The following is a 22,695-nucleotide window of genomic DNA, read 5'->3' as shown; positions in this document are numbered from 1 at the left end:
TCCTTAGTCGCCTAAACCGGCCGGGTTGATTTCAGAGTGTGGAATGCGTTCCCCCCCTTCTCCCCAGCGATTCAGCACCTTGTCATAGTCGCCGTTGCCAATCACGCCGTTGAGGGCGGTTTGTACCGGCAGAACCAGGCCGCTGTCTTTTTTCAGCGTCACAGCGATATGTGCCGCTTTTGGCCAACCGCCATCAACGCTACCCACTAATTGCGTTTTACCGTTGAGTGCAGCTTTCCACGCGCCGATTACATTAGGACCGAAGTAGGCATCGGCGCGGCCCGACTGTAGGGCCAGGGTTTGCGCGGCATCATCTTTGGTATACACCGGCGTAAACGGCTGTAACCCTTTCTTCACGTTCTCATCGTTCCAGGCCAACAGAATGGCTTCCTGGTTAGTCCCCGAACCGACAATAATGCGTAGTCCTGCGATATCTTCCGCCTGCTCGATTTTCTTCAGCTTGCTACCGGTTTTGACATAAAAGCCAAGAGAGTCCTTCCGATACGTCGCGAAATCGAATTTTTCTTTGCGTGCTTTGGTGACGGTAATATTGCTGATCGCGGCATCGTATTTGCCGGAAGTGACGCCCAGCGGCCAGTCTTCCCATGACGTAGGTACAACGTTAAGTTCCAGCCCCAAACTGTCAGCCACCAGACGCGCAATATCCGCCTCGCTGCCGATCAGCGTTTTATTGTCATCGGCAAAGACGGTCAGCGGCGGCTGGCTGAGCCCGGCAATCGCCACGGTGAATTTACCCGGTACGGCCAGGTGCAGGTTTGCGGGCAACTGCGCAATCGCCTGCGGATTCTTTGCTGTATTGATCGGCGCTTTATTGGCTTCCAGGCTTACGCCGGTGCCGTTAATCGTCACCTCATTTGCCCAAACGGTCGCGCTTAAAGCCAGTGACAGCGCGAGAAATACTGATTTTTTCTGCATAGCGTTTTTCTCTTATTGTGTGAATTGATTTGCAGGTGTCGCTAATCCCAGGCTTGCGCGCAGGGTCGTACCGGGATATTCATGGCGGAACAGGCCGCGCGCCTGAAGCACGGGGACAACCTGTTCGACAAAACGCGGGAAGGTATCCGGCGTTCCGCCCTGGATGATAAAACCGTCTGCGGCTTTTTCGTCGAACCACTGCTGCAGGCCGTCGGCAACCTGTTGTGGCGTGCCGCTGAAACGCGGACGTGGACTGGCCGCTTCCAGAGCAACCTGACGAAGTGTTAAACCACGCTCGCGTGCATTGCGTTTGATCTCATCAGTCGTACTGCGAAAGCTGTTTTGTCCGAGAGAGCCCAGATCTGGGAACGGTGCGTCCAGCGGATATTGGGCAAAATCATGATGTTCAAAGTAGCGGCCAAGATAGTTCAGCGCGTCAGTAACGGAGACCAGCGCAGCGGTAGTCTGATACTGCTGCTCAACGTCTTCTGCGCTGTCGCCAACAATAACGCTGACGCCCTGGAATATATGCAGTTGTTCGGGATGTCGTCCGGCGACTTCCAGCTGGCTTTTTACATCCTGATAGAAAGCTTTAGCCTCTGCCAGCGACTCCTGATGGGTAAAAATGGCATCAGCATGCTGCGCCGCTAATTTTTTACCATCTGCTGAAGCGCCCGCCTGAAATATAATCGGACGACCTTGTGGTGTACGCCCAATATTTAAGGGCCCGGCAACCTGGAAATAATCTCCATGATGATTAAGCGTATGCAGTTTTTGCGGATTAAAAAATTCCCCACTTGTTTTATTACGGGTAAAAGCATCATCTTCCCAGGAATCCCACAGCCCTTTCACTACCTGTAAATATTCATCGGCAATACGATAACGCTGGGCATGCTCTGGATGCTGAGCGCGAGAATAGTTTTTTGCCGATCCTTCCAGAGGCGACGTCACCACGTTCCAACCCGCGCGCCCCTTGCTGAGATGGTCCAGGCTAGCGAACTGCCGTGCGGTCGTAAACGGCTCGCTGTATGATGTGGACACCGTGCCAACCAGCCCCAGATTCGTGGTGATACTGGCCAAAGCGGATAATACTGTCAGCGGCTCAAAACGATTTAAAAAGTGTGGGATTGATTTTTCATTAATATACAGACCATCGGCGACAAAAATAAAATCCAGCTTCCCTTTTTCCGCAATAAGCGCCGTCTCTTTGACAAAATCAAAATTAATACTGGCATCAGCCTGAGCCGCCGGATGGCGCCATGCGGACATATTTCCCGATGCGCCATGTAGAATAGTGCCGAGCCGTAGTTTCCGATTTTCAGCCATAATAACCCCTACCCAACAGGTAAACTTAAAGGTGTGCAAATGCCGTTTTTGCTAACTGTGCAAAGTAATGCGCGGCAGGTTCAATTAAACGCTCGTCCGGATTGAATCCCGGGTGATGTAATCCGTATTCACTGGCGCTGCCAATACTGACAAATGCGCCAGGTGTATTTTGCAGGTAGACGGCAAAATCCTCTCCGCCCATATGCAGGTCGGCATGGTGGGTGGTATAGCCTGACTGTTTCGCCACCGCGGTGGCAATATCGGCCCAACGATCATCATTTACCAACGCGGTTGGTCCCGCATGCCAGATTACGTCGATTTGTGCGCCAAAGGCGTGGGCAAATCCGGCGGCAATGTCATTAACCCGAGCCTTAACCTGCTGCTGTACCTGGGTTCGGTGCGTTCTGAGTGTCCCTTCCAGCTCAACGGACTCCGGCAGTACGTTCCATGTGTTTCCCCCCTGAATACGGGTCACGCTGAGCACCACAGAATCCAGCGTGTTTATGTCGCGGCTGGCAACGCTTTGCAGCACCGTTACCAACTGGCTGGCGAGCAGGATGGCATCTTTACCTTCATGCGGACGCGCCGCATGTGCACCCTTGCCATTAATGCGCAGTACGAAGCGGTCGACATTGGCATAAAATGCGCCGCCGCGTGTGGCAAATTCGCCCACCGGCAAACCGGGCTCATTGTGCATACCGAAAATAGCCGCTACGTTTTGCAGCGCACCGGCGCGGATCAACGTTTTTGCGCCGCCGAAACTCTCTTCAGCTGGCTGAAACAAAATACGTACTCGCCCCGGTAAGGTTATTTCCTGCTGTTTTAGCAGCAGTGCTGCACCAAGCATGACGCTGGTATGGACGTCATGCCCGCAGGCATGCATCACGCCCGGCGTGAGGGAGCGAAACGGAACGTCGGCGCTTTCTTCTATCGGTAGCGCGTCGATATCCGCCCGCAGCGCGATGACATCTTCTCCCTGACCAATTTCCACGACCAGACCGGTTTTCAGCTCGAACGGCAGAATGTCGACGTCCGCAGCGTGCAACCAGGCGTGAATGCGCGCCGTGGTTGCTTCCTCCTGCAGGGAAAGCTCCGGATGCTGATGTAGTTCACGACGCCAGTCGATAAGCGTTGAGCCGAGAGTCATCAGAGCACCTCCACGGCGTTATGGGCTTGCGCTAACAAACGCAGCGATGTCAGACGCGCATGCCCTTGCGCCACTGGCGTGTCGATAATGAACTCGTCAATGCCAAATTGCGTATGCAGAGCATTCAGCTTTGCCATCACCTCCTGAGCGGTGCCGTGTAGCAACGCCTGCTCACGACGCGCGATTTTGCGTGGTGGGCTGCCAGACTGAGCGGCAAACGCCAGCGCCTGTTCTTCGCTGGCTACCGTGACACGTTGACCATCTTCCAGCTCCACGCCCCAGATTTGTACGTTTTCCGCCAGTTGCGCAGCGGTGTCGTAACTGTCAGCCACAATCACCTGGACGGCGACTATCGTCGGGCGTGCACTGTGGGTCTGCCAGAAGGACAAAACGTCATGCAATAACGCTTTGTCACCATTGAGGTGCGCTGCGAAGATGAAATTCCAGTCGGATTGCGCTGCTAACTGCGCGCTTTGTACACTGGCTCCCAGTACAAACTTTTCCGGTGGTATCGGTGGAATTGGCGTCGGGAATACCGTTTCCCCGCTTTCCGTTCCGCTCAGCGCCAGCCAATCGTTAAGCAAAGAAAGCTGGTCGGCAAAACTGCCTTTTTCTTCCTGATGCAGCCCATGCTGTAACGCCTGGGTCGACAGCGGTAAGCCGCCAGGGGCTTTCCCTACGCCGAGATCAACACGTCCAGGAGCCAGCGATGCCAGAAGATTGAAGTTTTCCGCCACTTTGTACGGGCTGTAATGTTGCAGCATTACGCCGCCGGAACCTACGCGGATATGCTGGGTTTGCCCGAGGATCCAGGCGATCACCAGCTCCGGCGATGGGCTGGCCAGCTGTGCCGTATTATGGTGTTCCGCGATCCAGAAACGATGGTACCCCCACTCTTCTGCCAGTTGCGCCAGGCGCAACGTCCGGGAAAGCGCGGTCGCGGCAGTTTCACCTTCACCGATGGGGCTTTTATCCAGAATACTCAGGCGATATGACATGTTACGAGCCTATGTTTGTTAACATGTCTTTATTATTAATTTATCAAATAGCCATACTGAAACATTTAATTCACATTTACTCAGCTAAAAAGTAGATAACAGCCCCTGTCGCTGCCAGGGTTAAAATTTGGATCGCCCAGTACTGGTTGTAACGCTAAACAGAAAAACACCCGCAATTAATAGCCTACAAAATATAATAGGGTCGTTGGCATCACGGTAATAGCATCAAAATCATTTCATGCCAGTTTTCTTTTTACGAAAAGGTTTTTTAACGCGATTTACGTTAAGTCAGTTTAAACGACTTGTCACGTTATGCGCTTGTATTAATTGTTTCACTTTTATGACACAGGATGAATGATTTACATAGGAATTTTTATTTTAACTACTTCCACAGAATTGATGATTAGTAGAGAATGCAACGTTCTTATTAAAACGGTTTAAAACAGATTTTAATATCCCCCGATTTTATTGCGGGGATTTTTGTATGGATTATACATAGCACCATGGGACCTCTATGAAAAGTAACATGCCCGTTACACAAATTGAGCACGCACTTAACGATAAAGCGACGCTGCTTTCTACGACGGATAAAGAAAGTCATATTACCTACGCCAACTCCGCGTTTATTGATGCCAGCGGATTTAACGAACACCAGTTAATGGGCGAACCACATAATATTATTCGCCATCCCGATATGCCTCCCGCGGCGTTCGCCGATATGTGGTACACGCTACAGCAGGGAGACAGCTGGACGGGGATGGTGAAAAACCGTCGACAGAATGGCGACCATTACTGGGTTCGCGCCAACGTTACGCCAGTCTGGCACAATGAAAAACTCACCGGCTACATCTCGGTGCGTACCGTTCCTTCGCGCGATGAAATAACTCAAAGCGAAAGCTTATATCAAAAAATTAATAATCAGCAGCTTAAAGGGTTTCGTCTTTTTAAAGGCATTATCATTCGTCGCGGAATATTGTCATGGGCATCAATGTTTAAATGGCTGAGCATTAGCCAGCGCGTCAATTATTCTTTAGGGGTAATCGCCCTGCTCGCTGTGCTATTTCTCTTCGCTCCTGTTAATCCATTTATTCAGGCGGGAGGGTTATTGTTCTTATTTCTGATGCTTGCTATTTACCTTAAGTATCAAATTTGTCAGCCAGTTAATACGCTACTGACGCAAATGAAGAAAGTGGTATCCGGGAGAAAACCTGATAACTGTCATTTAAATCGAGTGGATGAGATCGGAATGCTGATGCGTCTGGTTAATCAGTCCGGGCTTAATCTGAATTCCCTGGTCGATGATGTCAGTACGCAAATATCCGGTATTCGCGCCATCAGTCAGCGGGTATCAAAAGAAGGTACGGCGCTGCACAAGCGTTCAGAAGAAACCTCCGCCGACCTGCAACAAACCGCTGCCGCCATTGAAGAAATTGGTAGCGCGGTACAGCAAACTGCTGAGACTGCGGCTCATACTATGACCATGGCCGATAAAACCAGCGCCAATGCGGCAGAAGGCGGCGATATTATGAAACAAACTATCGCCATGATGCAGGCGATATCGCGTGACAACGGGCAGATAGTCGACATCATCGGCGTTATCGACAGTATTGCTTTCCAGACTAATATTCTGGCGCTCAATGCCGCGGTTGAAGCCGCGCGGGCCGGGGAGTCCGGGCGTGGTTTTGCCGTTGTGGCGGCAGAGGTCCGTAATCTGGCGCAGCATTCGGCGTCTGCAGCAAAAGAGATCAAACATCTGATTGAGAAGAACGTCGCCAACGTTAACAGCGGCGTCAAAATGGTGGAGCAAACGGAAACGCATCTCACTGGGATGATTGGCGATGTCCTGCAGATGTCGATGATGATCAAAGATATTAGTCTGGCGACGCGTGAGCAAACCCAGGCGCTGGATCTGATTAACGATTCGATTTCACGCGTTGGAACCATGACACACAATAACGCCGAGATGGTGGAGCGTGTCACCGATGCTACCGCCGATCTGACTCAACGTTCATCGCGCTTACAGCAGGCCGTTCAGGTCTTTGGCGTATCAGCATAACCTTACGGCGCTTATCGGGTGAATGTCTCGATAAGCGCACACCTCTCCACGTATTTACGCCCTTCTCTTTTATTGGCTGAATCGAGGCCATACCGCGCCAGTGCTGGCTGTACAAAAATGCTGAATTCTTGTTATCGGGGCTTTGCGGAACCGAACAATTGAATGTAGGATGCTCGGCCGGCAGTTTTCCCCCATAACTCAATGAAGGGTAAGGCTGTTTTCGCCGCAGCAGGTGCGGCAAAAAGGATTTTGTATTTTTGTCAGGTCAACAGGAAAAGTAATGAACACAAACAACACGCAAGCCGCGGAACAACATGCGGCGAAACGACGCTGGTTGAATGCCCACGAAGAGGGGTATCACAAAGCGATGGGTAATCGACAGGTACAAATGATCGCCATTGGCGGCGCAATTGGTACCGGGTTGTTTTTAGGGGCTGGCGCACGCTTGCAAATGGCGGGTCCTGCTTTGGCGCTGGTTTATCTGGTGTGCGGTATTTTTTCGTTCTTTATACTGCGTGCGCTTGGTGAACTGGTTTTACATCGCCCTTCCAGCGGCAGCTTTGTCTCCTACGCCCGTGAATTTTTAGGTGAGAAAGCCGCCTATGTGGCTGGCTGGATGTACTTCATCAACTGGGCGATGACCGGCATTGTCGATATCACCGCGGTGGCGTTGTATATGCATTACTGGGGCGCATTTGGTGATGTACCGCAGTGGGTGTTCGCCCTCGGCGCGCTGGCCATTGTTGGCACCATGAACATGATCGGCGTGAAGTGGTTCGCGGAGATGGAGTTTTGGTTTGCGCTGGTCAAAGTGCTGGCGATTGTGATTTTCCTGGTGGTGGGTACCGTCTTTTTAGGCACTGGAAAGCCGCTGGATGGTAACGCCACCGGTTTTCACCTGATCACCGACAACGGTGGGTTCTTCCCACATGGTCTGCTGCCGGCGCTGGTACTGGTTCAGGGGGTAGTTTTTGCGTTTGCCTCCATTGAACTGGTGGGCACCGCTGCTGGAGAATGCAAAGATCCGCAAACCATGGTGCCAAAAGCGATCAATAGCGTTATCTGGCGTATTGGTCTGTTCTATGTGGGTTCTGTCGTGCTGCTGGTTCTGTTACTGCCGTGGAATGCCTATCAGGCGGGGCAAAGCCCGTTTGTTACCTTCTTCTCCAAACTGGGCGTGCCGTATATCGGCAGTATCATGAATATTGTGGTGCTCACCGCGGCGCTTTCCAGCCTTAACTCTGGGCTGTACTGCACCGGGCGTATTTTACGTTCCATGTCGATGGGCGGATCGGCGCCTAAATTCATGGCTAAAATGAGCCGTCAACAAGTACCCTGGGCGGGGATCCTCGCCACGTTGGTCGTCTATGTCGTCGGGGTATTTCTGAACTATCTGGTACCGTCGCAGGTGTTTGAGATCGTGTTGAACTTCGCGTCGTTGGGCATTATTGCGTCGTGGGGCTTTATCATGGTCTGTCAGATGCGTCTGCGCCGGGCCATAAAAGAAGGTAAAACGGCAGACGTCAGCTTTAAACTGCCGGGCGCTCCGTTTACCTCGTGGCTCACGCTGCTGTTCCTGCTGAGCGTGCTGGTGCTGATGGCGTTTGACTATCCAAACGGCACCTACACCATCGCGTCATTACCGTTGATTGCCATCCTGCTGGTTGCAGGCTGGTTCGGCGTGCGTAAACGCGTCGCGGAAATCCACCGCACCGCGCCATAACGGCAAAAGGCCTGACAGGTTACCCCTTCAGGCCTTCTTTTTTAGTTCGCTTCAATCAACTGCGCTACGTCGTTACTGTTAATTTCCCGCGCATTCCCATCCTGATCGGTATAGCTGGTCATTCCCGTGTCTTTATCCAGTTTTGGTTTACCCTGGGTGGTGATGGTTTGTCCACTTTTGGTCGTCATGACGTAATCGGTGGTACACCCTGCCAGGGTAAACAGCATTACGCCTGCACACAGACAGATAAATGGCTTTTTCATGGTATTCCCGTGTTATTCAGTTAGCCGTTGAGGGCGTAGTGTAAGTCCCTGAAGTGGGTCGGGCTACTGGCGGGGTGTAACGAGGCGTATCGTGGGGTTTAGAGAAATGACAGGAGGGGTTTCCCCCTCCGGATGTTTTATAGCGCAATACGAATAACATCGTCCGGCTGAGTGGCTTCCTGCTCGCGGGTAGATTTCTGTTTCACGCTGACGTACAGGGTTTTACCATCGGCGGAGAGCGCCAGGCTATTCGGGAACGTTGGGGTCTCGAATGTTTTGACGACTTTATAGCTTTTCGCGTCGATCACACTCACTTTACCGGCCTGGCGATGAGTCACGTAGGCTTCATTACGCGTTGGGTTGAACAACACGGCCAGGGATTCCGGCGCGGCGACTTTTGCCAGTACATTGCCATTACGGGTATCGATGACCAGCACTTCCGCCGCTTTAGAGTCGGTGACAAATGCGCGGTTGCCCGCTGTGTCCAGGCTCAGGTTGATAAAGAAATGCTCTTTCCCGTCATCCAGCAGTTTTTTGCGGCTGAGAATTTTGTTAGTGGCGGTGTCAATAGTAATGAATTCACCGTCGGCATTGGCGGTGTACAGGCGTTTAGCCTTGCTGTCGACAGCCAGAGCGGTGCTCATTTTGCCGGTATTCTGGATGGTGTCCTTCAGCTTGATCGTCTCACCGTCCACCACCCAAATCACGCTCTCTTTACCAATACCGCTAATGTATACCGTGTTGGTGGCATCATCGGCGACCAGCTCACGCGGCTGCAGCGGGCGAACGTCTTCAGAACGCTTACGCGCATCCAGCACCAGACGTCCTTTCACCGCACCGGTTTTGGCATCCATCGCCGTAACCGCGCTGTTTACCGTGTTGCCGAACCACAGCGTTTGCGTGGCGTTGTTGATGGTGGCACCAAATGGTTTGAGATCGTTATGAATCACCTGGGTCACTTCGAGGGTGACCGGGTCAAGACGATAAACCACCCCGCCGGTATCCAGTTTGCGGCTCTGTGAGGTCGCCAGCCACAGCGCGTTCTCTTGCTGGCTGTACGCCATTTCATAGGCGCCTTTGCCGACGGCTTTGCGCAGCAGTTCTTCTGCAGCCTGCGTAGTAAAAGATGATGCAACGAGCAGTGAACCTAACAGTAAAGAACCACGCAGACGCGGCGAAAACAGATGACGTAAAGACATGACGACTCCCTTTGATAAATTCGTTTGTTACTGCTTCACATAGCTTCAATGAGCAAAATCATGGTTTTGCCTTTTTAAGAATGAGAATAGTAATCATTATTTATCTCAATGTGGAGTGTTTATTCGCTTTCGGGTAGTAACCTTCTTATTTTCTCCATGAATACCAGATAACGACATTGGCATTTTACCAGGCCTACATTTTGTACGAAGCAGGCCTGGTTACAGGCATTCACCGTCTTCCACCTTTACGCATCAATCCTCAGCAAGACGAATCACTACCTTGCCGAAGTTTTTGCCGGTCAGCAGACCGATAAAGGTTTGTGGCGCATTTTCCAGACCGTCGGTCACCTGCTCGCGGTAGTGGATTTTGCCCTCTTTAACCCAGCGCCCCATCTCCCGCTGAAACTCATGAATACGGTGTCCATAATCCTGACCAATGATAAAACCCTGCATGCGGATACGCTTTTTCAGCAGCGTTGCCATTAACAGCGGTAATCTGTCAGGTCCGGCCGGAAGCGACGTTGCGTTATAACCGCTGACCAGGCCACAAAGCGGGATCCGCGCTGAGGTGTTGAGTAACGGCAGGACAGCATCAAATACTTTTCCTCCGACGTTTTCGTAATAAATATCAATACCCCGCGGACAGGCTTTTGCCAGTTGTTGCGCAAAATCTTGTGCGTGGTGATCGAGACAGACATCAAACCCCAATACCTCGGTGGCATGTCGGCATTTCTCTGCCCCACCCGCCACACCGATCACCCGACAACCCTTAAGCTTACCGATCTGCCCGACCGTTGCGCCAACCGGCCCGGTTGCGGCAGCTACCACCAGCGTTTCCCCCGCTTTTGGCTGACCAATATCCAGCAGGCCCATATAAGCGGTAAACCCCGGCATACCCATAACACCCAGCGCCCAGGAGGGATGCTCGGGATGATCGCCAAGCTTCACCAGCCCGTTACCGTCGGAGATGTCATAGTCCTGCCAACCGCTGTAGCTCAATACCCATTCGCCTGGCTGGTAGTCCGGATGGTGGGATGACACCACGCGACTTACGGTACCCCCCACCATGACACCACCAATCTCTACTGGTGGTGAGTAAGATGGCTCATCGCTCATGCGGCCACGCATGTAGGGATCAAGGGAAAGATAAACGGTGCGCAACAACATCTGGCCTTCGCCCGGTGTTGCGACTTCATCTTCTTCAAGACGGAAGTTCTCTGGGACTGGCGCGCCATGTGGACGGGAAGCCAGTACCCAACGACGGTTACGATTAGTCTGTTGACCCATGATGTGCTCCTCTGCTTTTTGCATGAATCCATCAATAGTAGCAGCCCGTTCCTGCTATTTAGCTGACGACGTGATTTAACCGCACAACCAGGTAAACGCAGGGTTGCGCGGTTTCATTGATAAACCGACAGTCATTCGGCGGGCCAAGTTCCAGGCAATCACCTGCCTGCATTTCATGGCGTACGTCCCCTTCGACAAAGACTAATTCCCCCTGCTGTAACCAGATAAGTTGTCTGGCCTGCACATAGGAAGAGGCTGGCATCGGGATATCACTTCCGGCGGGTAATTCGATCTGCACCAGATCGATAGGCAGATCGCTGCGCGGTGAAACATGGCGGCGCAGATAGTGGCTTTGTGGATCGTGCCAAACAGGCTGATCGACGAAGCGCAATAGCTTGCCCTCCTGCATTTCAGCCCGCGCAATCAGGGTAGACATGCTGATGCCAAACGCGCCGGAAAGCCTGCCCAGCAGCGTAGCCGTTGGACTACTCTCGCCGCGCTCTATTTTATGGATCATGGCCCGCGACACACCCGCGCGCTCGGCAAGTTCCGTGAGTGACCAACCGCGAGATTCCCGCTCAATGCGAATTCTTGCACTGATCCGTTGATTTATGCTGTCTTCAATAGTATTCATATTGTAATACTATAGTGAACAACCCCTGAGGTTCAACATGTCAATTCGATTTGCCAGCAAAGAAGACTGCGCCGCCATTGCAGAAATCTACAACCATGCGGTACTGCATACGGCGGCTATCTGGAACGATCAAACGGTCGATGCCGAAAACCGTATTTCTTGGTATGAAGCCCGCCAATTGATGGGGTATCCGGTGCTGGTGAGTGAAGAGAATGGCGTGGTTACAGGATACGCCTCCTTTGGCGACTGGCGTAACTTTGATGGCTTCCGTCATACCGTTGAACATTCGGTGTATGTTCATCCTGAACATCAGGGAAAAGGGCTAGGACGGGCACTGCTCAGCAGACTGATAGACGAAGCCCGCGCATGCGGCAAGCATGTGATGGTGGCAGGTATTGAGTCTCAGAATCAGGCATCACTGCATCTGCACAGCTTGCTGGGTTTTAAAACCACCGCGCAAATGCCGCAGGTTGGAACCAAATTTGGCCGTTGGCTGGATCTGACCTTCATGCAGTTACAGCTAGACGATCGCCGCGATCCGGATGCCCGTAGATGAACCAGACGCTGACCCTCTCCTTTCTGATTGCCGCAGGTATTGGTCTGGTGGTGCAAAATACCTTGATGGTACGCATCACCCAGACGTCTTCGACGATCCTCATCGCCATGTTACTTAACTCGCTTGTCGGGATCGTGCTGTTTGTCAGCATACTGTGGTTTAAGCAAGGAGCTGTGGGATTTGGAGAACTGGTATCCAGCGTGCGCTGGTGGACACTCATCCCCGGATTGCTGGGATCGTTCTTTGTTTTCGCCAGCATCAGTGGGTACCAAAATGTGGGTGCCGCTACCACTATCGCGGTGCTGGTGGCTAGCCAGTTAATCGGCGGGCTGGTGCTGGATATTCTACGTAGTCACGGCGTGCCGCTGCGGGCGCTGGTAGGTCCGGTCTGTGGCGCGGTGCTGTTGGTCATCGGGGCGTGGCTGGTGGCGAGACGTTCATTTTAATTGCCTGACGGCGCTTCGCTTATCAGACCTACAGAACGTGCCTGTAGGTCGGATAAGTGAAATATCAGAGGATTGTGCCGCCTTTGGTCAACTGTTCGCGACGGGCTTCCATATCTTCTTTATGCTGACGGCCATGATGTGCGATAGCCGTACGCAAACGCTGTTGCTGGGTATAGCGGTCTTCCCGGCTCAACGCGATATCATCGCTGAGCTCAATCAGCAATTCATTCATATGCGTAATGACGCTCTCTTCAATGGCGGCATCAACACGTGCGCTGACCTCATCCAGATGCGACATAACCTCTCCTTAACTCATTAATTTAATTTTGCTTTTGAAAAATCACTGCCCATCAGGCTGACGCTGTATCCGCTGACGTTGCTGCGCGTAGCGTAGAACGTTTTACCGTTTGCCAGGGCTATCCACGGAGCCTGCTGGTAGAAAATCTCTTGCGATTGCTGGTAAAGCGCGGCGCGCTCTTCCGGTTTACTCACCAGCTTCGCCTTTTGAACCAGCGAATTATACTCTTTATCGCACCAGCGCGCGGCGTTAGATCCGGTTTTTATGCTGTCGCAGCCCAGCAGCACATCGGCGAAATTATCCGGATCGCCGTTGTCTGACATCCAGCCAAACAACGCGGTGTCATGCTCACCTTTACGCATTCCGGAGAGATATTCCCCCCACTCGTACGACACAATTTTCGCCTTCACGCCCACCTTTGCCCAGTCGCTCTGGATCATCTCAGCAATCCGTCGGGAGTTCGGGTTGTAAGGGCGCTGAACCGGCATTGACCACAGCGTCGCTTCAAAGCCGTTTTCCAGCCCCGCCTGCTTCAGCAGATCTTTCGCCTTTTGCGGGTCGTAAGTGTAATCCTGCAGATCTTTATTGAAGCCCATCATATTCGGCGGAATCGGCGATTTCGCCACCGTACCGGAACCTAAAAAGACGGCGTTAATAATGGCCTTTTTATCGGTCGCGTAGTTTAGCGCCTGACGCACCAGTACGTTATCAAACGGTTTTTTCTCGGTATTAAACGCCAGATATCCGACGTTCAGCGCTTCAACCGCATGCAGCGTCAAATCTTTATTCTTTTTAATCTCGTCAAACTGTACGGGGGCTGGTGCCGGGATTATCTGGCACTCATTGGTTTGCAGTTTTGCCAGCCGCGTCTGGACGTTTGGCGTGATTGAGAAGATCAGGTGCTTCGTTGGAACGGCGCCATCCCAGTAGTTCGGGTTGGCAAGATAGCGGATTTGCGAGTCCTGCTTGTACTGTTGCAACACGTAAGGCCCGGTGCCAATCGGCCAGTTATCAACGTTTTCCGGGGTGCCTTTTTTCAGCATCGCGTCGGCATATTCCGCAGAAAGGATAGAGGCAAAATCCATACCCCAGTCGGCAAGAAACGCAGCATTAGGTTCATTGAGGACAAACTGAACGTGATAATCATCGAGCTTCTTCACTTCTTTAATCAGTTTATCCAGACCAACATCGTAAAAGTATTCGTAGCTTCCCTGAGAAACCTTGTGATACGGATGATCGGCATCTTTTTGCCGTAATACCGAGAAAATCACGTCATCTGCGTTGAAGTCGCGGGTCGGTTTAAAGAATTTATTACTGTTGAATTTCACGCCCTGACGCAGGGTAAACGTATAAGTCTTACCGTCCGGGGAAATCGTCCAGTCCGTTGCCAGAGACGGTATCGGGGTATTCTTTACTGGATCAAAGTTGATGAGTCGGTTGTAGAGCACCTGTGAACTGGCCACAAATGAAGGACCTGAACTGGCGATTTGCGGGTTAAATGACTCCGGAGATGCTTCAGAGCAATAGATGATGGTGTCAGTATTGGCCGCGAACGCAGCGCCTGACGGTAAGACGGCGCTGAGAGCCAGCGCGAGTAACGTTTTCCTTGCAATCATGGTTATAAGCCTTCTTATTTTATTATTAACAGGGATATCAGAGCATAGCTGACAAAAACTGACCAATAACAAATCACTATCAGGTTATTCTAATCCGGTGTATTTCGCTGAATAATTCATCACTCCAAGCGAATTAATTTCCCTTAAGTCTTTTTCAAAACGTCAAGATTTTTCCCGGCACTCTATGCCATGAAAATTAGCCCCTTTTTGCCTCTCTTTCGCCGTTTGCTCGTTTTTATAAAACGTAAAGTAGATACGTGAAGAAGTCTAAGGGGTAACAACGTGGCAAAAACTCTCTTGCGCAGCGGCAATTTGGATGACTATCAGGCCGTGGGCGGCGGTGGTCAGGCCGTGTTTGATTCAGCATTGCAAATTCGTGAAACGCTTCGTCTGCGTAAACAGCAGGCGATGGTGGATTGTCTGGCGATCCCACAAATTAACGACAACGGCGATCGGGTTGACTGGTATTCCCCGATAGAAGGGAAAGCCGTGGCGTGGAAAGCCGCTGATGAAGAAGCACGTTTTCGTGCGCTGCGCTATCTGGGGAGCACGCTGGAAAATGCGGCGACCCTGAGCCGTAAAAGCCTGCAATCGGGGAAAACTTCCCTACAGCTGTTTGGCTCGCTGCTCGAAAAAGCCATCCAATTTCCCGGTGAAAATCACGTGTTTCTGGTTGATGGCAAACCCGTTATTACGTTCTGGGGCTTCGTCAATTTGAATGAAAATCCCCGCGACGATGTGCTCGACTGCCTGCGCATTGCCGATGTTCCTCCTGTGGTTACAGTAGCAGAGCCAGAACAGGAAGATGAAATCGCACCGGAAATTACCTTTGCCGAGGCCGATGCCCCCTTACTGACACCGGTCGTTGATTTGCCAAAACCGGCTGAACCTGAACCTCAACCCCCGGTTATTGTTAACGAACCTGAAGTCACTGCGCCGCCGGTACATGAGAAGCCCATACGCCGCCTGCCGCTGTGGAGCCTCCCCGTTGTCGCAGTGATTATTGCAGCCATCGTTGGGCCGCTGCTGTGGAAGCAACAGACCACCCAGCCCGTACCCGCAGTAGCCGCTATTGAAGTCGCTAAGGTTGATATGGCACCGCTGCCAGCACTGACATCTGCACTGCCCCTGCATCGTGCTGAAGTGACTCCAGCTGCGAAGAAAGAGAAACCTGTCGAAGGACCTGTGGTGATTGCCGCAATTCCAAAAGATGCGCTGGTGATGGATGCCAACCAGATGAAGGCAGGAACGACGCGTTTTCTCAACGGTAACTGGCGCGTCATGGTCGATGTTAAAGATCCGGTGAGCGGCAAAGCGCCGTCGCTGCGCTATCAGATCCAGGCCAATAAAGGCACTGCGCGCGTGGTTCATGGTGACAACATTGTTTGTCGTGCCGAGATTTTCTCTGGTTTGCACCAGTCGGGTGAATTAATGATTAAGAGTCGCGGCAATGCCCGTTGTACCGACGGTTCACGTTATCCAATGCCAGAAATTACCTGCAAAGCGGGAACCAATGACGTCGCCGCCTGTACCGCGCGTTATGACGATCACGCGGAAATCCCTCTGACGATCAAAAAGATAGGTGCCTGATTTTATGTTGGTGAATCTGTGTGATTACAAACAGAGCGTGACGCTCATCGCCAATAGCGGTGTGCAATTTCTGGATTTCGGCCTCACGCCGCAGGAATCTGCGCACCTTGGACGCTTTGTGCGCAAAACGGCAAACGGTCCGCTACTGAGACTAGACTTCGATCTGACGTCAGGACGCTATACCCTACCGGGCAGCACCGGCGCGCAACCCGAAGTGGTGAAGCCGGAAAGTACTCAGACGCTACACTATTCGCTGGACGTGCTCGACGGCGTCTGGCTGCCGCTGCCGTTTTTGCGCTTTAACCCGCCGCGTACGTTTGTTGAAGGCCCGGATAACTGGGCACGCGTGCAGGTGCGAAAGCTGCCGCAGCCGGACAGCGCGGGCAACACCCACCGTGTTACCGTAGCGCTGGACAGCCAGCTTACTGAAAATGCCCCTGCGGCGTTAACCCCCAACGAAAATGATCTGCTTAACGGTACACGGTTTGCGCTGGCCTGGCATGACAACGAAATTGCTGATTTCCTTGACCAGACCTGGATTGACGGCTGGTTGCGCGAATCTTTTATGCACCATGTCACCCAACATGAGAACCGCTCAGAACAAGAGATCCAGCAGGCGCTGCGTAACTTTGAATACCAGGCGCACTGGCTGAATGTGCTGACCCTGTTAGGTGAGCAGCTTTCCGTCCCGGAAGTGAAACTGGTTACGCACACCCTTAGCACCCCCGCCATTCCCGTCGATCTTATTTTGGATATCGGTAATACCCATACCTGTGGTGTCCTGATTGAAGATCACGGGGATGCCAATGACGGGCTGCGTCAGACCGCTGAATTGCAGGTCCGTTCGTTAAGCGAGCCGCAGTTCCTCAACGATCCGCTATTCACCAGTCGGCTGGAGTTTTCCGAAGCACGCTTTGGTAAGCAGCACTTTTCCGTTGAGAGCGGACGTGATGACGCCTTTATCTGGCCGTCGATTGTACGTGTGGGTGATGAAGCCCGTAAGCTGGCGATGCAGCGTATGGGCACCGAGGGCAACAGTGGGATCTCAAGCCCGCGCCGCTATCTGTGGGATGAAACGCCGGTGTTACATGACTGGCGCTTTAGCCAGATGAATGGCAAAACCCAGCGCGAACCGCTGGCTACCGCCTTCCCGCTGATGAACCTGATGAACGATGACGGGCAACCGCTGTTCAGCCTGCCGCAGGACGATCGTCTGCCTGTGTTCTCACCACAATACAGCCGCAGCACGTTGATGACGCATATGCTGTGCGAAATACTGGCCCAGGCGCTGGGGCAAATTAACAGCGTAGCGACGCGTTTGCGCCTCGGATTCCCGGCGTCTCCTCGTCAGTTACGGACGCTGATCCTGACCCTACCGTCGGCGATGCCCAAACAGGAGCGCGAGATTTTCCGCCTGCGCATGTTTGAAGCTATTGCCCTGGTCTGGAAAGCGATGGGCTGGCACCCGCAGGATGAAGACTTCACCACCCGTAAGCAGCAGGAAAAAAGTGTGGTTCCCGTACCTGAAATTCAGATGGAATGGGATGAAGCCAGTTGCGGGCAACTGGTGTGGCTGTATAACGAGGCTATCTCACACTACGATGGCCACACCGAATCGTTCTTTAACGCTCTTGCCCGCCCGGACCGTTTGCCAGAGCCTGGTGAGACTAAAGGCCGTGCACTGCGCGTGGCATCGATCGACATTGGCGGCGGGACAACGGATATGGCCGTCGTTCATTACCAGCTTGATGACGGCGTTGGCGCGAACGTCAAAATTACCCCGCATCTGCTGTTCCGTGAAGGTTTTAAAGTTGCGGGCGATGACATGCTGCTGGACGTGATTCAGCGCTGCGTGTTGCCTGCACTGCAAACCCGCTTACAACAGGCTGGCGTGACCGACGCCGCCGCATTGCTGGCCACGCTATTTGGCGATTCTGGTCGCATTGACACCCAGGCGATTTTGCGTCAACAAACGGCGTTGCAGCTCTTTATGCCGCTCGGTCATGCGGTCCTCTCTGCCTGGGAACAAAGCGATATTAACGATCCGGTCGCCGGGCTACATGCCACCTTTGGCGAACTCCTGAGTCAACAACCCACGCGCAACGTGATGAACTACATCCAACAGGCTATCGATCATGCGTTGCCTGCAGGGTCGCCAGCGTTTGATATTCTGAGCGTGCCGTTACAGGTACAGTTCAGGCAGTTACAAGAAGCACTATTGGCGGGGCAATTTACCCTAACTTCCCCACTGCACGCGGTTTGTGAGGCCATTTCACACTATCGCTGCGATATTTTATTAGTAACAGGCAGACCCGCCTGTTTACCGGGTGTACAGGCGTTGATCCGCCATCTGCAACCTGTTCCGGTTAATCGTATGATCTGGATGGATAACTACCGCGTGCATGAGTGGTATCCGTTCAGCCAGCAAGGGCGAATTGGTAATCCCAAATCGACCGCAGCAGTAGGCGCTATGCTGTGCAGCCTGGCGCTGGATTTGCGTTTGCCACGTTTTAACTTTAAAGCTGCTGATATCGGCGCTTACTCGACCGTACGCTTTCTCGGTGTGCTGGATAATACGGTCAATACCCTGCGCGATGAGAACATCTGGTATCACGATATTGATCTGGATAAACCTGGGGCGAAGCTGGATGCCCGGTTGCATTTCCCGTTACGTGGCAACGTGACGTTAGGATTTCGGCAACTGGCAAACAGCCGCTGGCCTGCCACGCCGCTGTATACGCTCAGCATAAACTCTGCCGAACTGGCAAAAACTATCGCCGGAGATGGCGTGTTGAATGTTCGGCTGCAGCTACGCGGCGGCAGCAAAGAAAGTGGCCCGGAATTCTTCATCCTGAGTGATGCCTGGTTACAGGATGGCACCCCCGTTGCCGCCAATGCCTTAACGTTAAAACTGAATACGCTGGCAGACCGTCGCCATAGCGGAAGCCATTACTGGATTGATAGCGGGAGCGTGTACCTAAAATGAGTAAGATGTTAAATACCGCGCAGGCCGCCATCGAGTGGGTGGTAGATACCCGTCAACGTGCGGCGCGTCTTGATGATGAAGCGGATGCCCTGCTGGCACAGCTTACGCTAGCCGCAGTGAGTGAATCTGCGTTGAAGGAGACCTTTTCATCGCAAGGATGTATAGGGTTATACGGACACTCACAATCGGCAAAAGCACATCTGCTGGCGGCATTGTGCTGCAATGCCACTGGCAAAGTGAATATTGTTACCCCGGATCGCAGCTTTGATTATTTCTCGCATATTAATCCGGGCCATGCACCAACCAATATGGCGATCCGCTTTACGCGCGATGAAAATCCGCATGATAGCGAATGGCCGTTGCGTCTGCGATTACTCAGTGAAGCCGAACTGGTACAGCTATTTATCGCCCAGTTCAGCGCGCTCCCGGGCAACCGACAGGTCGAGAAATCGATTATTGAGGCGCGCCTGGAAAAATGGCAAACGCTGCGTCAGCGTCACCCGGTGCCGGGCATTACCGCACATGATGTTGCGGCAATTGGTCGTTTCTGGCGCTCCTGCGTACCGGCAAACCAGCAGCAAATTGACGATGCACTATGGTATCAGTTTGCCACGTTGCTGCCCGCACTGGACCTGACTACCCGGGCAAACGCCTGGGCGTTACTGTGGGGAGAACAACCAGAGCTGACGCAGCAGTGGCTGGCGCTGGCGCACACGTTGCAACAAACCGGACACGCGCAAGAATTAGCGGCCCCGCTGAGCCTGCTGGTTGATCATTTTGGTTTACCTGCCGAAAGTTTCCTGACCCAGGTGGCATTGACCAGCAATAATGAGACGCAAAGCGATGTGGTGGTTCATCCGATTGAAAATCATCAGTTGCTCAATGCGGTCAGTCTTTCTTTGTCGTCACTGGCGCTACTCACGCGCGAGCTGGTCCTGACGGTTGAAGACTCGGTGCTGGAGAATGTCGATCTGCTCGATATTCCCCTCGCCCCGGATGCTCATCCTAACCCACTGTGGCAGGTAAAATTAGGCTGGATGCTGGAACATTATCGCCAGCACCTGCAACCGGATGTGCTCTTAATCTGCAACGCGGTCTCTGCCCGCGCCCAGACGCCCGCCATCACCCGCAAGCTGTTGGGCTGGGTCAACGATACCCAACCTGTTCATGATGCCGCATTACCGGGCGTGGTTTGGGCCATTACCCCGCAGGATGCGCGTTTTAGTACCCAGCAAAACCTTGATGAATCCGTGCAGCAATTGATGGGCAAGCCCGGGCTGCATTGGGGTACGTTGCAGGCGCTGGATAAACATAGCTTACAACGTCTTGTCGAATGGCTGACTCAGGCAACCTCACCACAGCAGCGCCAGGCCAGGTTGACTTCTCTACGCGAGCAGCATCAACAGCGCATCCGCGAAACGCTGATAAGCTGGATTAATCCCGCTCAAGCTGAATCGGATAGCCACGAGTCGGTGATCCGCCAGTTACAGGCGCAAGCGGCAAAACATGGCGAACTGCTGGATGGTTTGCTCCCGCCGATGCGCATTTTTGAGTCGCTGCTGCGTATTCAGCAACCTCGCGAGGAGCAGGTAAGCGGTTTATTTAATGAAGAGATTGACCTGTTTGCCGAGGTGCGTGACACACTACACTCGCCGGAAAGTCAGGAGACCGGATATCAGGCACACAAAATGTGGATTAACCACGTGCGCCAGTGGTGTCGCGATGAAAATAATGCCCGCCGTTTACGACTCGATCCCCGTACGTTAAGGCAGGTTGCCGACATTCTCGTCACCACCAGCTATCGCCTGGAGATGCCACAACACTTACAGCGCATTATGCAGCGCGAAAATGTCTGTGCCGCGCAGTTACACGCCGATATTGGTGATTTTATTACCTGGCTTGGATTTGCCGACGTTGCTGAGGAACAGCGCCCTGCCAGCAGGATCCAAAAAGGATCGGCTATTTTTAGCGCGCCGAAGCAATCGCCGATGTTACGCCTGACGAAGCTGGATGAACAACCCTCGCATGGTGCAAGCCGTTACGTTTACGACTGGCTGGTTGCCTTGTACACCCGTGCGAATGAGAATGCGGGATATCAGCACCCACAGGATGTCTCTGAAACCGACAAAAAACGATTAGATGCCCTGCTTTTCTCCTGAAACGGCGAATACGCCGTCATCAGAAAAGAGAAAACATCAGCGCAACGGGAAAACTCATCGGCCAGGTCGCCCCGACTAATACCGCGCTAAGAAAGCGGATCCGCTTTTTATCGCGGGAAAGAAACCAGGTGATGATTGCCGTGATGACGGCCATCACCGCATAAAAAACCAACATTTTTTGGTATAGGGACATTTAAGGCATCCTGGCCAGAAGGGAAAATCGCGCGCAATATGCTCTTTTTCATGACTCACATCAAGTTTTATTAATTAATTTAAGAAAAACGGCTGTAAAACAACCCATTTTCATTATGTTCAGAATTCGTACTATTGCGGATAGTTATAAGCCGTACTATACCCATAAGGGTTAAAACGAAAGGTGGCAAAAATGAATGTTTCCAGTAAAACTGTGGTGCTGATAAATATATTTGCTGCTGTAGGACTTTTCAGTCTGATATCCGCAAGGTTCGGCTGGTTTGCTTGATGTAACTCTTCTTGATTAATTGCAGCGTCCGCTGGCAGAGAGGATCTTCTCTCTGCCATCAGTAAACGATCTTCCCACTCTGCTATTACTGGGTAAATTATCCTTAATATGTAATACCCCTAATCCTTCTGCGGCATTATATTGCCCGAATATCGGCCAGGTGTTGTGCCGGTATGTTGATGGAAGAACGCAATAAAAGCACTGTCGCTGACAAACTCCAGATATTGCGCGACCTGGCTGATATGGCCTCCGTCAGCCAACATCTCCATGGCTTTTAACAGCCTAAATTGCTGCCGCCAGTCCTGATAATTCATCCCGGTATCCCTGATAAATATTCGGCTGATCGTCCTCTCGCATGCCCCAACCTGTCGGGACAATTGATTCAGTCGTGGTGGCAATTCCCCCATGCGTAATCCCTTGAGCCACACGTTAAGCCGCGGATCTGAGGGATACTGCAATGTCCAGTTTTCAGTGCGGGCGGCACGCATTTCCTCACAAAAAACGGTAATGAGGCTGGACTGCTGTGCGGCAGGCATTTCCCATGGCCAGAAGGCCATACGTTCTATCACTTCAAAAAACAGCGGATTAACTTCGACTATCTGCAGCGGTAACTCAGATAACGGCAATGTGGTTGAAAAGTACAAAGAGCGATAAGCCATCACACCACGCATTATGGCGCGATGTACCGTGCCTGCCGGGATCCAAACCGCACGGCGTGGCGGTAGCAGACACAGGGCCTGCTCCAGTTCAATCGTAATACTTCCCGCTGCCGAAAAAAGTAGCTGATGACGAAGATGACTATGCCGCCCGGAATCATGTACGCCCATATCGGCAGCAATACCGATTACCGGTTTATCAAAACTATCCGCATCAAAAGCATCATCAGGGGCAATTTTCATTATCTGTCTGATATTTGATATTTGAAGTCCTGATAATGGTAATGCGACATATTCCTTTCAGCAATAATACCCGCCTGTTTTCTGTCTCTTTGGAT

General features: G+C 52.4%; 20 protein-coding genes. 8 read left to right on the top strand and 12 right to left on the bottom strand.

Annotation, left to right across the window (positions count from 1 at the left end):
• Positions 1 to 3 precede the first annotated feature (3 nt).
• From OGY13_RS25140 to OGY13_RS12500, 4 genes are read right to left on the bottom strand one after another with little or no spacing between them, the layout of a single operon-like run.
• Positions 4 to 936 (bottom strand): ABC transporter substrate-binding protein, encoded by a 933-nt coding sequence (locus tag OGY13_RS25140; protein WP_502873536.1) that lies wholly within the window; start codon positions 934 to 936, stop codon positions 4 to 6.
• 12 nt (positions 937 to 948) lie between these two features.
• Complete coding sequence (locus tag OGY13_RS25135; RefSeq protein WP_502872398.1) at positions 949 to 2,262, bottom strand: LLM class flavin-dependent oxidoreductase; 1,314 nt, start codon at positions 2,260 to 2,262, stop codon at positions 949 to 951.
• 25 nt (positions 2,263 to 2,287) lie between these two features.
• A complete protein-coding gene (locus tag OGY13_RS12505; protein ID WP_032943504.1) occupies positions 2,288 to 3,409 on the bottom strand; it encodes an amidohydrolase in 1,122 nt (373 codons plus the stop codon).
• Positions 3,409 to 4,407: an MsnO8 family LLM class oxidoreductase gene (locus tag OGY13_RS12500; protein ID WP_032943505.1), complete on the bottom strand. Its 999-nt coding sequence runs from the start codon at positions 4,405 to 4,407 to the stop codon at positions 3,409 to 3,411. The genes OGY13_RS12505 and OGY13_RS12500 overlap by 1 nt, the downstream gene beginning before the upstream one ends.
• A 514-nt stretch (positions 4,408 to 4,921) precedes the next feature.
• Between OGY13_RS12500 and OGY13_RS12495 the strand changes: the two genes are divergently transcribed.
• On the top strand, positions 4,922 to 6,463 hold the full coding sequence (locus OGY13_RS12495) for a methyl-accepting chemotaxis protein (RefSeq protein WP_213752753.1): 1,542 nt from the start codon (positions 4,922 to 4,924) through the stop codon (positions 6,461 to 6,463).
• A gap of 280 nt (positions 6,464 to 6,743) precedes the next feature.
• Entirely contained in the window at positions 6,744 to 8,186 is a 1,443-nt protein-coding gene (gene ansP, locus OGY13_RS12490; RefSeq protein ID WP_003833088.1) for an L-asparagine permease, read from the top strand.
• Positions 8,187 to 8,227: 41 nt separating this feature from the next.
• Here the strand turns inward: ansP and OGY13_RS12485 are convergent, their stop codons facing one another.
• The 4 genes from OGY13_RS12485 to OGY13_RS12470 form a co-directional block, all read right to left on the bottom strand.
• On the bottom strand, positions 8,228 to 8,449 hold the full coding sequence (locus OGY13_RS12485) for a YgdI/YgdR family lipoprotein (RefSeq protein ID WP_003020157.1): 222 nt from the start codon (positions 8,447 to 8,449) through the stop codon (positions 8,228 to 8,230).
• Positions 8,450 to 8,586: 137 nt separating this feature from the next.
• Complete coding sequence (yncE, locus tag OGY13_RS12480; RefSeq protein WP_003833093.1) at positions 8,587 to 9,648, bottom strand: 7-bladed beta-propeller protein YncE; 1,062 nt, start codon at positions 9,646 to 9,648, stop codon at positions 8,587 to 8,589.
• 252 nt (positions 9,649 to 9,900) lie between these two features.
• Positions 9,901 to 10,935 (bottom strand): NADPH-dependent curcumin/dihydrocurcumin reductase, encoded by a 1,035-nt coding sequence (gene curA / locus OGY13_RS12475; protein ID WP_103285241.1) that lies wholly within the window; start codon positions 10,933 to 10,935, stop codon positions 9,901 to 9,903.
• Between the two features lie 58 nt (positions 10,936 to 10,993).
• A complete protein-coding gene (locus OGY13_RS12470; protein ID WP_003833097.1) occupies positions 10,994 to 11,569 on the bottom strand; it encodes a helix-turn-helix domain-containing protein in 576 nt (191 codons plus the stop codon).
• Positions 11,570 to 11,606: 37 nt separating this feature from the next.
• Here OGY13_RS12470 and OGY13_RS12465 point away from each other — a divergent pair, with 37 nt between their 5' ends.
• Together OGY13_RS12465 and OGY13_RS12460 are read left to right on the top strand one after the other, a co-directional pair.
• Positions 11,607 to 12,125, top strand: a complete 519-nt coding sequence (locus OGY13_RS12465) for a GNAT family N-acetyltransferase (RefSeq protein ID WP_048235335.1) — start codon at positions 11,607 to 11,609, stop codon at positions 12,123 to 12,125.
• Positions 12,122 to 12,571 carry a DMT family transporter gene (locus tag OGY13_RS12460; protein WP_048235334.1) on the top strand — a complete coding sequence of 150 codons (450 nt, stop codon included), beginning with the start codon at positions 12,122 to 12,124 and terminating at the stop codon, positions 12,569 to 12,571. Before OGY13_RS12465 ends, OGY13_RS12460 begins: the two co-directional genes overlap by 4 nt.
• A gap of 64 nt (positions 12,572 to 12,635) precedes the next feature.
• On the opposite strand, the gene OGY13_RS12455 is transcribed toward OGY13_RS12460, so the two are convergent.
• Both OGY13_RS12455 and OGY13_RS12450 read right to left on the bottom strand, forming a co-directional pair.
• Positions 12,636 to 12,869: a YdcY family protein gene (locus tag OGY13_RS12455; protein ID WP_048235333.1), complete on the bottom strand. Its 234-nt coding sequence runs from the start codon at positions 12,867 to 12,869 to the stop codon at positions 12,636 to 12,638.
• A gap of 17 nt (positions 12,870 to 12,886) precedes the next feature.
• Positions 12,887 to 14,485 (bottom strand): ABC transporter substrate-binding protein, encoded by a 1,599-nt coding sequence (locus tag OGY13_RS12450; protein ID WP_213752754.1) that lies wholly within the window; start codon positions 14,483 to 14,485, stop codon positions 12,887 to 12,889.
• Positions 14,486 to 14,767: 282 nt separating this feature from the next.
• Here OGY13_RS12450 and OGY13_RS12445 point away from each other — a divergent pair, with 282 nt between their 5' ends.
• From OGY13_RS12445 to OGY13_RS12435, 3 genes are read left to right on the top strand one after another with little or no spacing between them, the layout of a single operon-like run.
• A complete protein-coding gene (locus tag OGY13_RS12445) occupies positions 14,768 to 16,075 on the top strand; it encodes an SrfA family protein (protein ID WP_213752755.1) in 1,308 nt (435 codons plus the stop codon).
• Between the two features lie 4 nt (positions 16,076 to 16,079).
• A complete protein-coding gene (locus tag OGY13_RS12440) occupies positions 16,080 to 19,061 on the top strand; it encodes a virulence factor SrfB (protein ID WP_213752756.1) in 2,982 nt (993 codons plus the stop codon).
• The gene (locus OGY13_RS12435; protein ID WP_213752757.1) at positions 19,058 to 21,220 is read left to right on the top strand and encodes a virulence factor SrfC family protein; all 2,163 of its coding nucleotides are present in this window, start codon (positions 19,058 to 19,060) and stop codon (positions 21,218 to 21,220) included. The genes OGY13_RS12440 and OGY13_RS12435 overlap by 4 nt, the downstream gene beginning before the upstream one ends.
• 19 nt (positions 21,221 to 21,239) lie before the next feature.
• On the opposite strand, the gene OGY13_RS12430 is transcribed toward OGY13_RS12435, so the two are convergent.
• On the bottom strand, positions 21,240 to 21,413 hold the full coding sequence (locus tag OGY13_RS12430) for a GhoT/OrtT family toxin (protein WP_003020198.1): 174 nt from the start codon (positions 21,411 to 21,413) through the stop codon (positions 21,240 to 21,242).
• A 192-nt stretch (positions 21,414 to 21,605) separates the two neighbouring features.
• Here OGY13_RS12430 and yncL point away from each other — a divergent pair, with 192 nt between their 5' ends.
• Entirely contained in the window at positions 21,606 to 21,701 is a 96-nt protein-coding gene (gene yncL / locus OGY13_RS12425) for a stress response membrane protein YncL (protein ID WP_071524268.1), read from the top strand.
• Between the two features lie 119 nt (positions 21,702 to 21,820).
• On the opposite strand, the gene OGY13_RS12420 is transcribed toward yncL, so the two are convergent.
• A complete protein-coding gene (locus OGY13_RS12420) occupies positions 21,821 to 22,600 on the bottom strand; it encodes an AraC family transcriptional regulator (RefSeq protein ID WP_008784837.1) in 780 nt (259 codons plus the stop codon).
• Positions 22,601 to 22,695 lie beyond the last annotated feature (95 nt).

Origin of the sequence: Citrobacter sp. Cpo045, assembly GCF_030332875.1 — a bacterium.
Taxonomy (GTDB): domain Bacteria; phylum Pseudomonadota; class Gammaproteobacteria; order Enterobacterales; family Enterobacteriaceae; genus Citrobacter; species Citrobacter portucalensis.
This window is presented reverse-complemented; position numbering and strand designations above follow the sequence as displayed.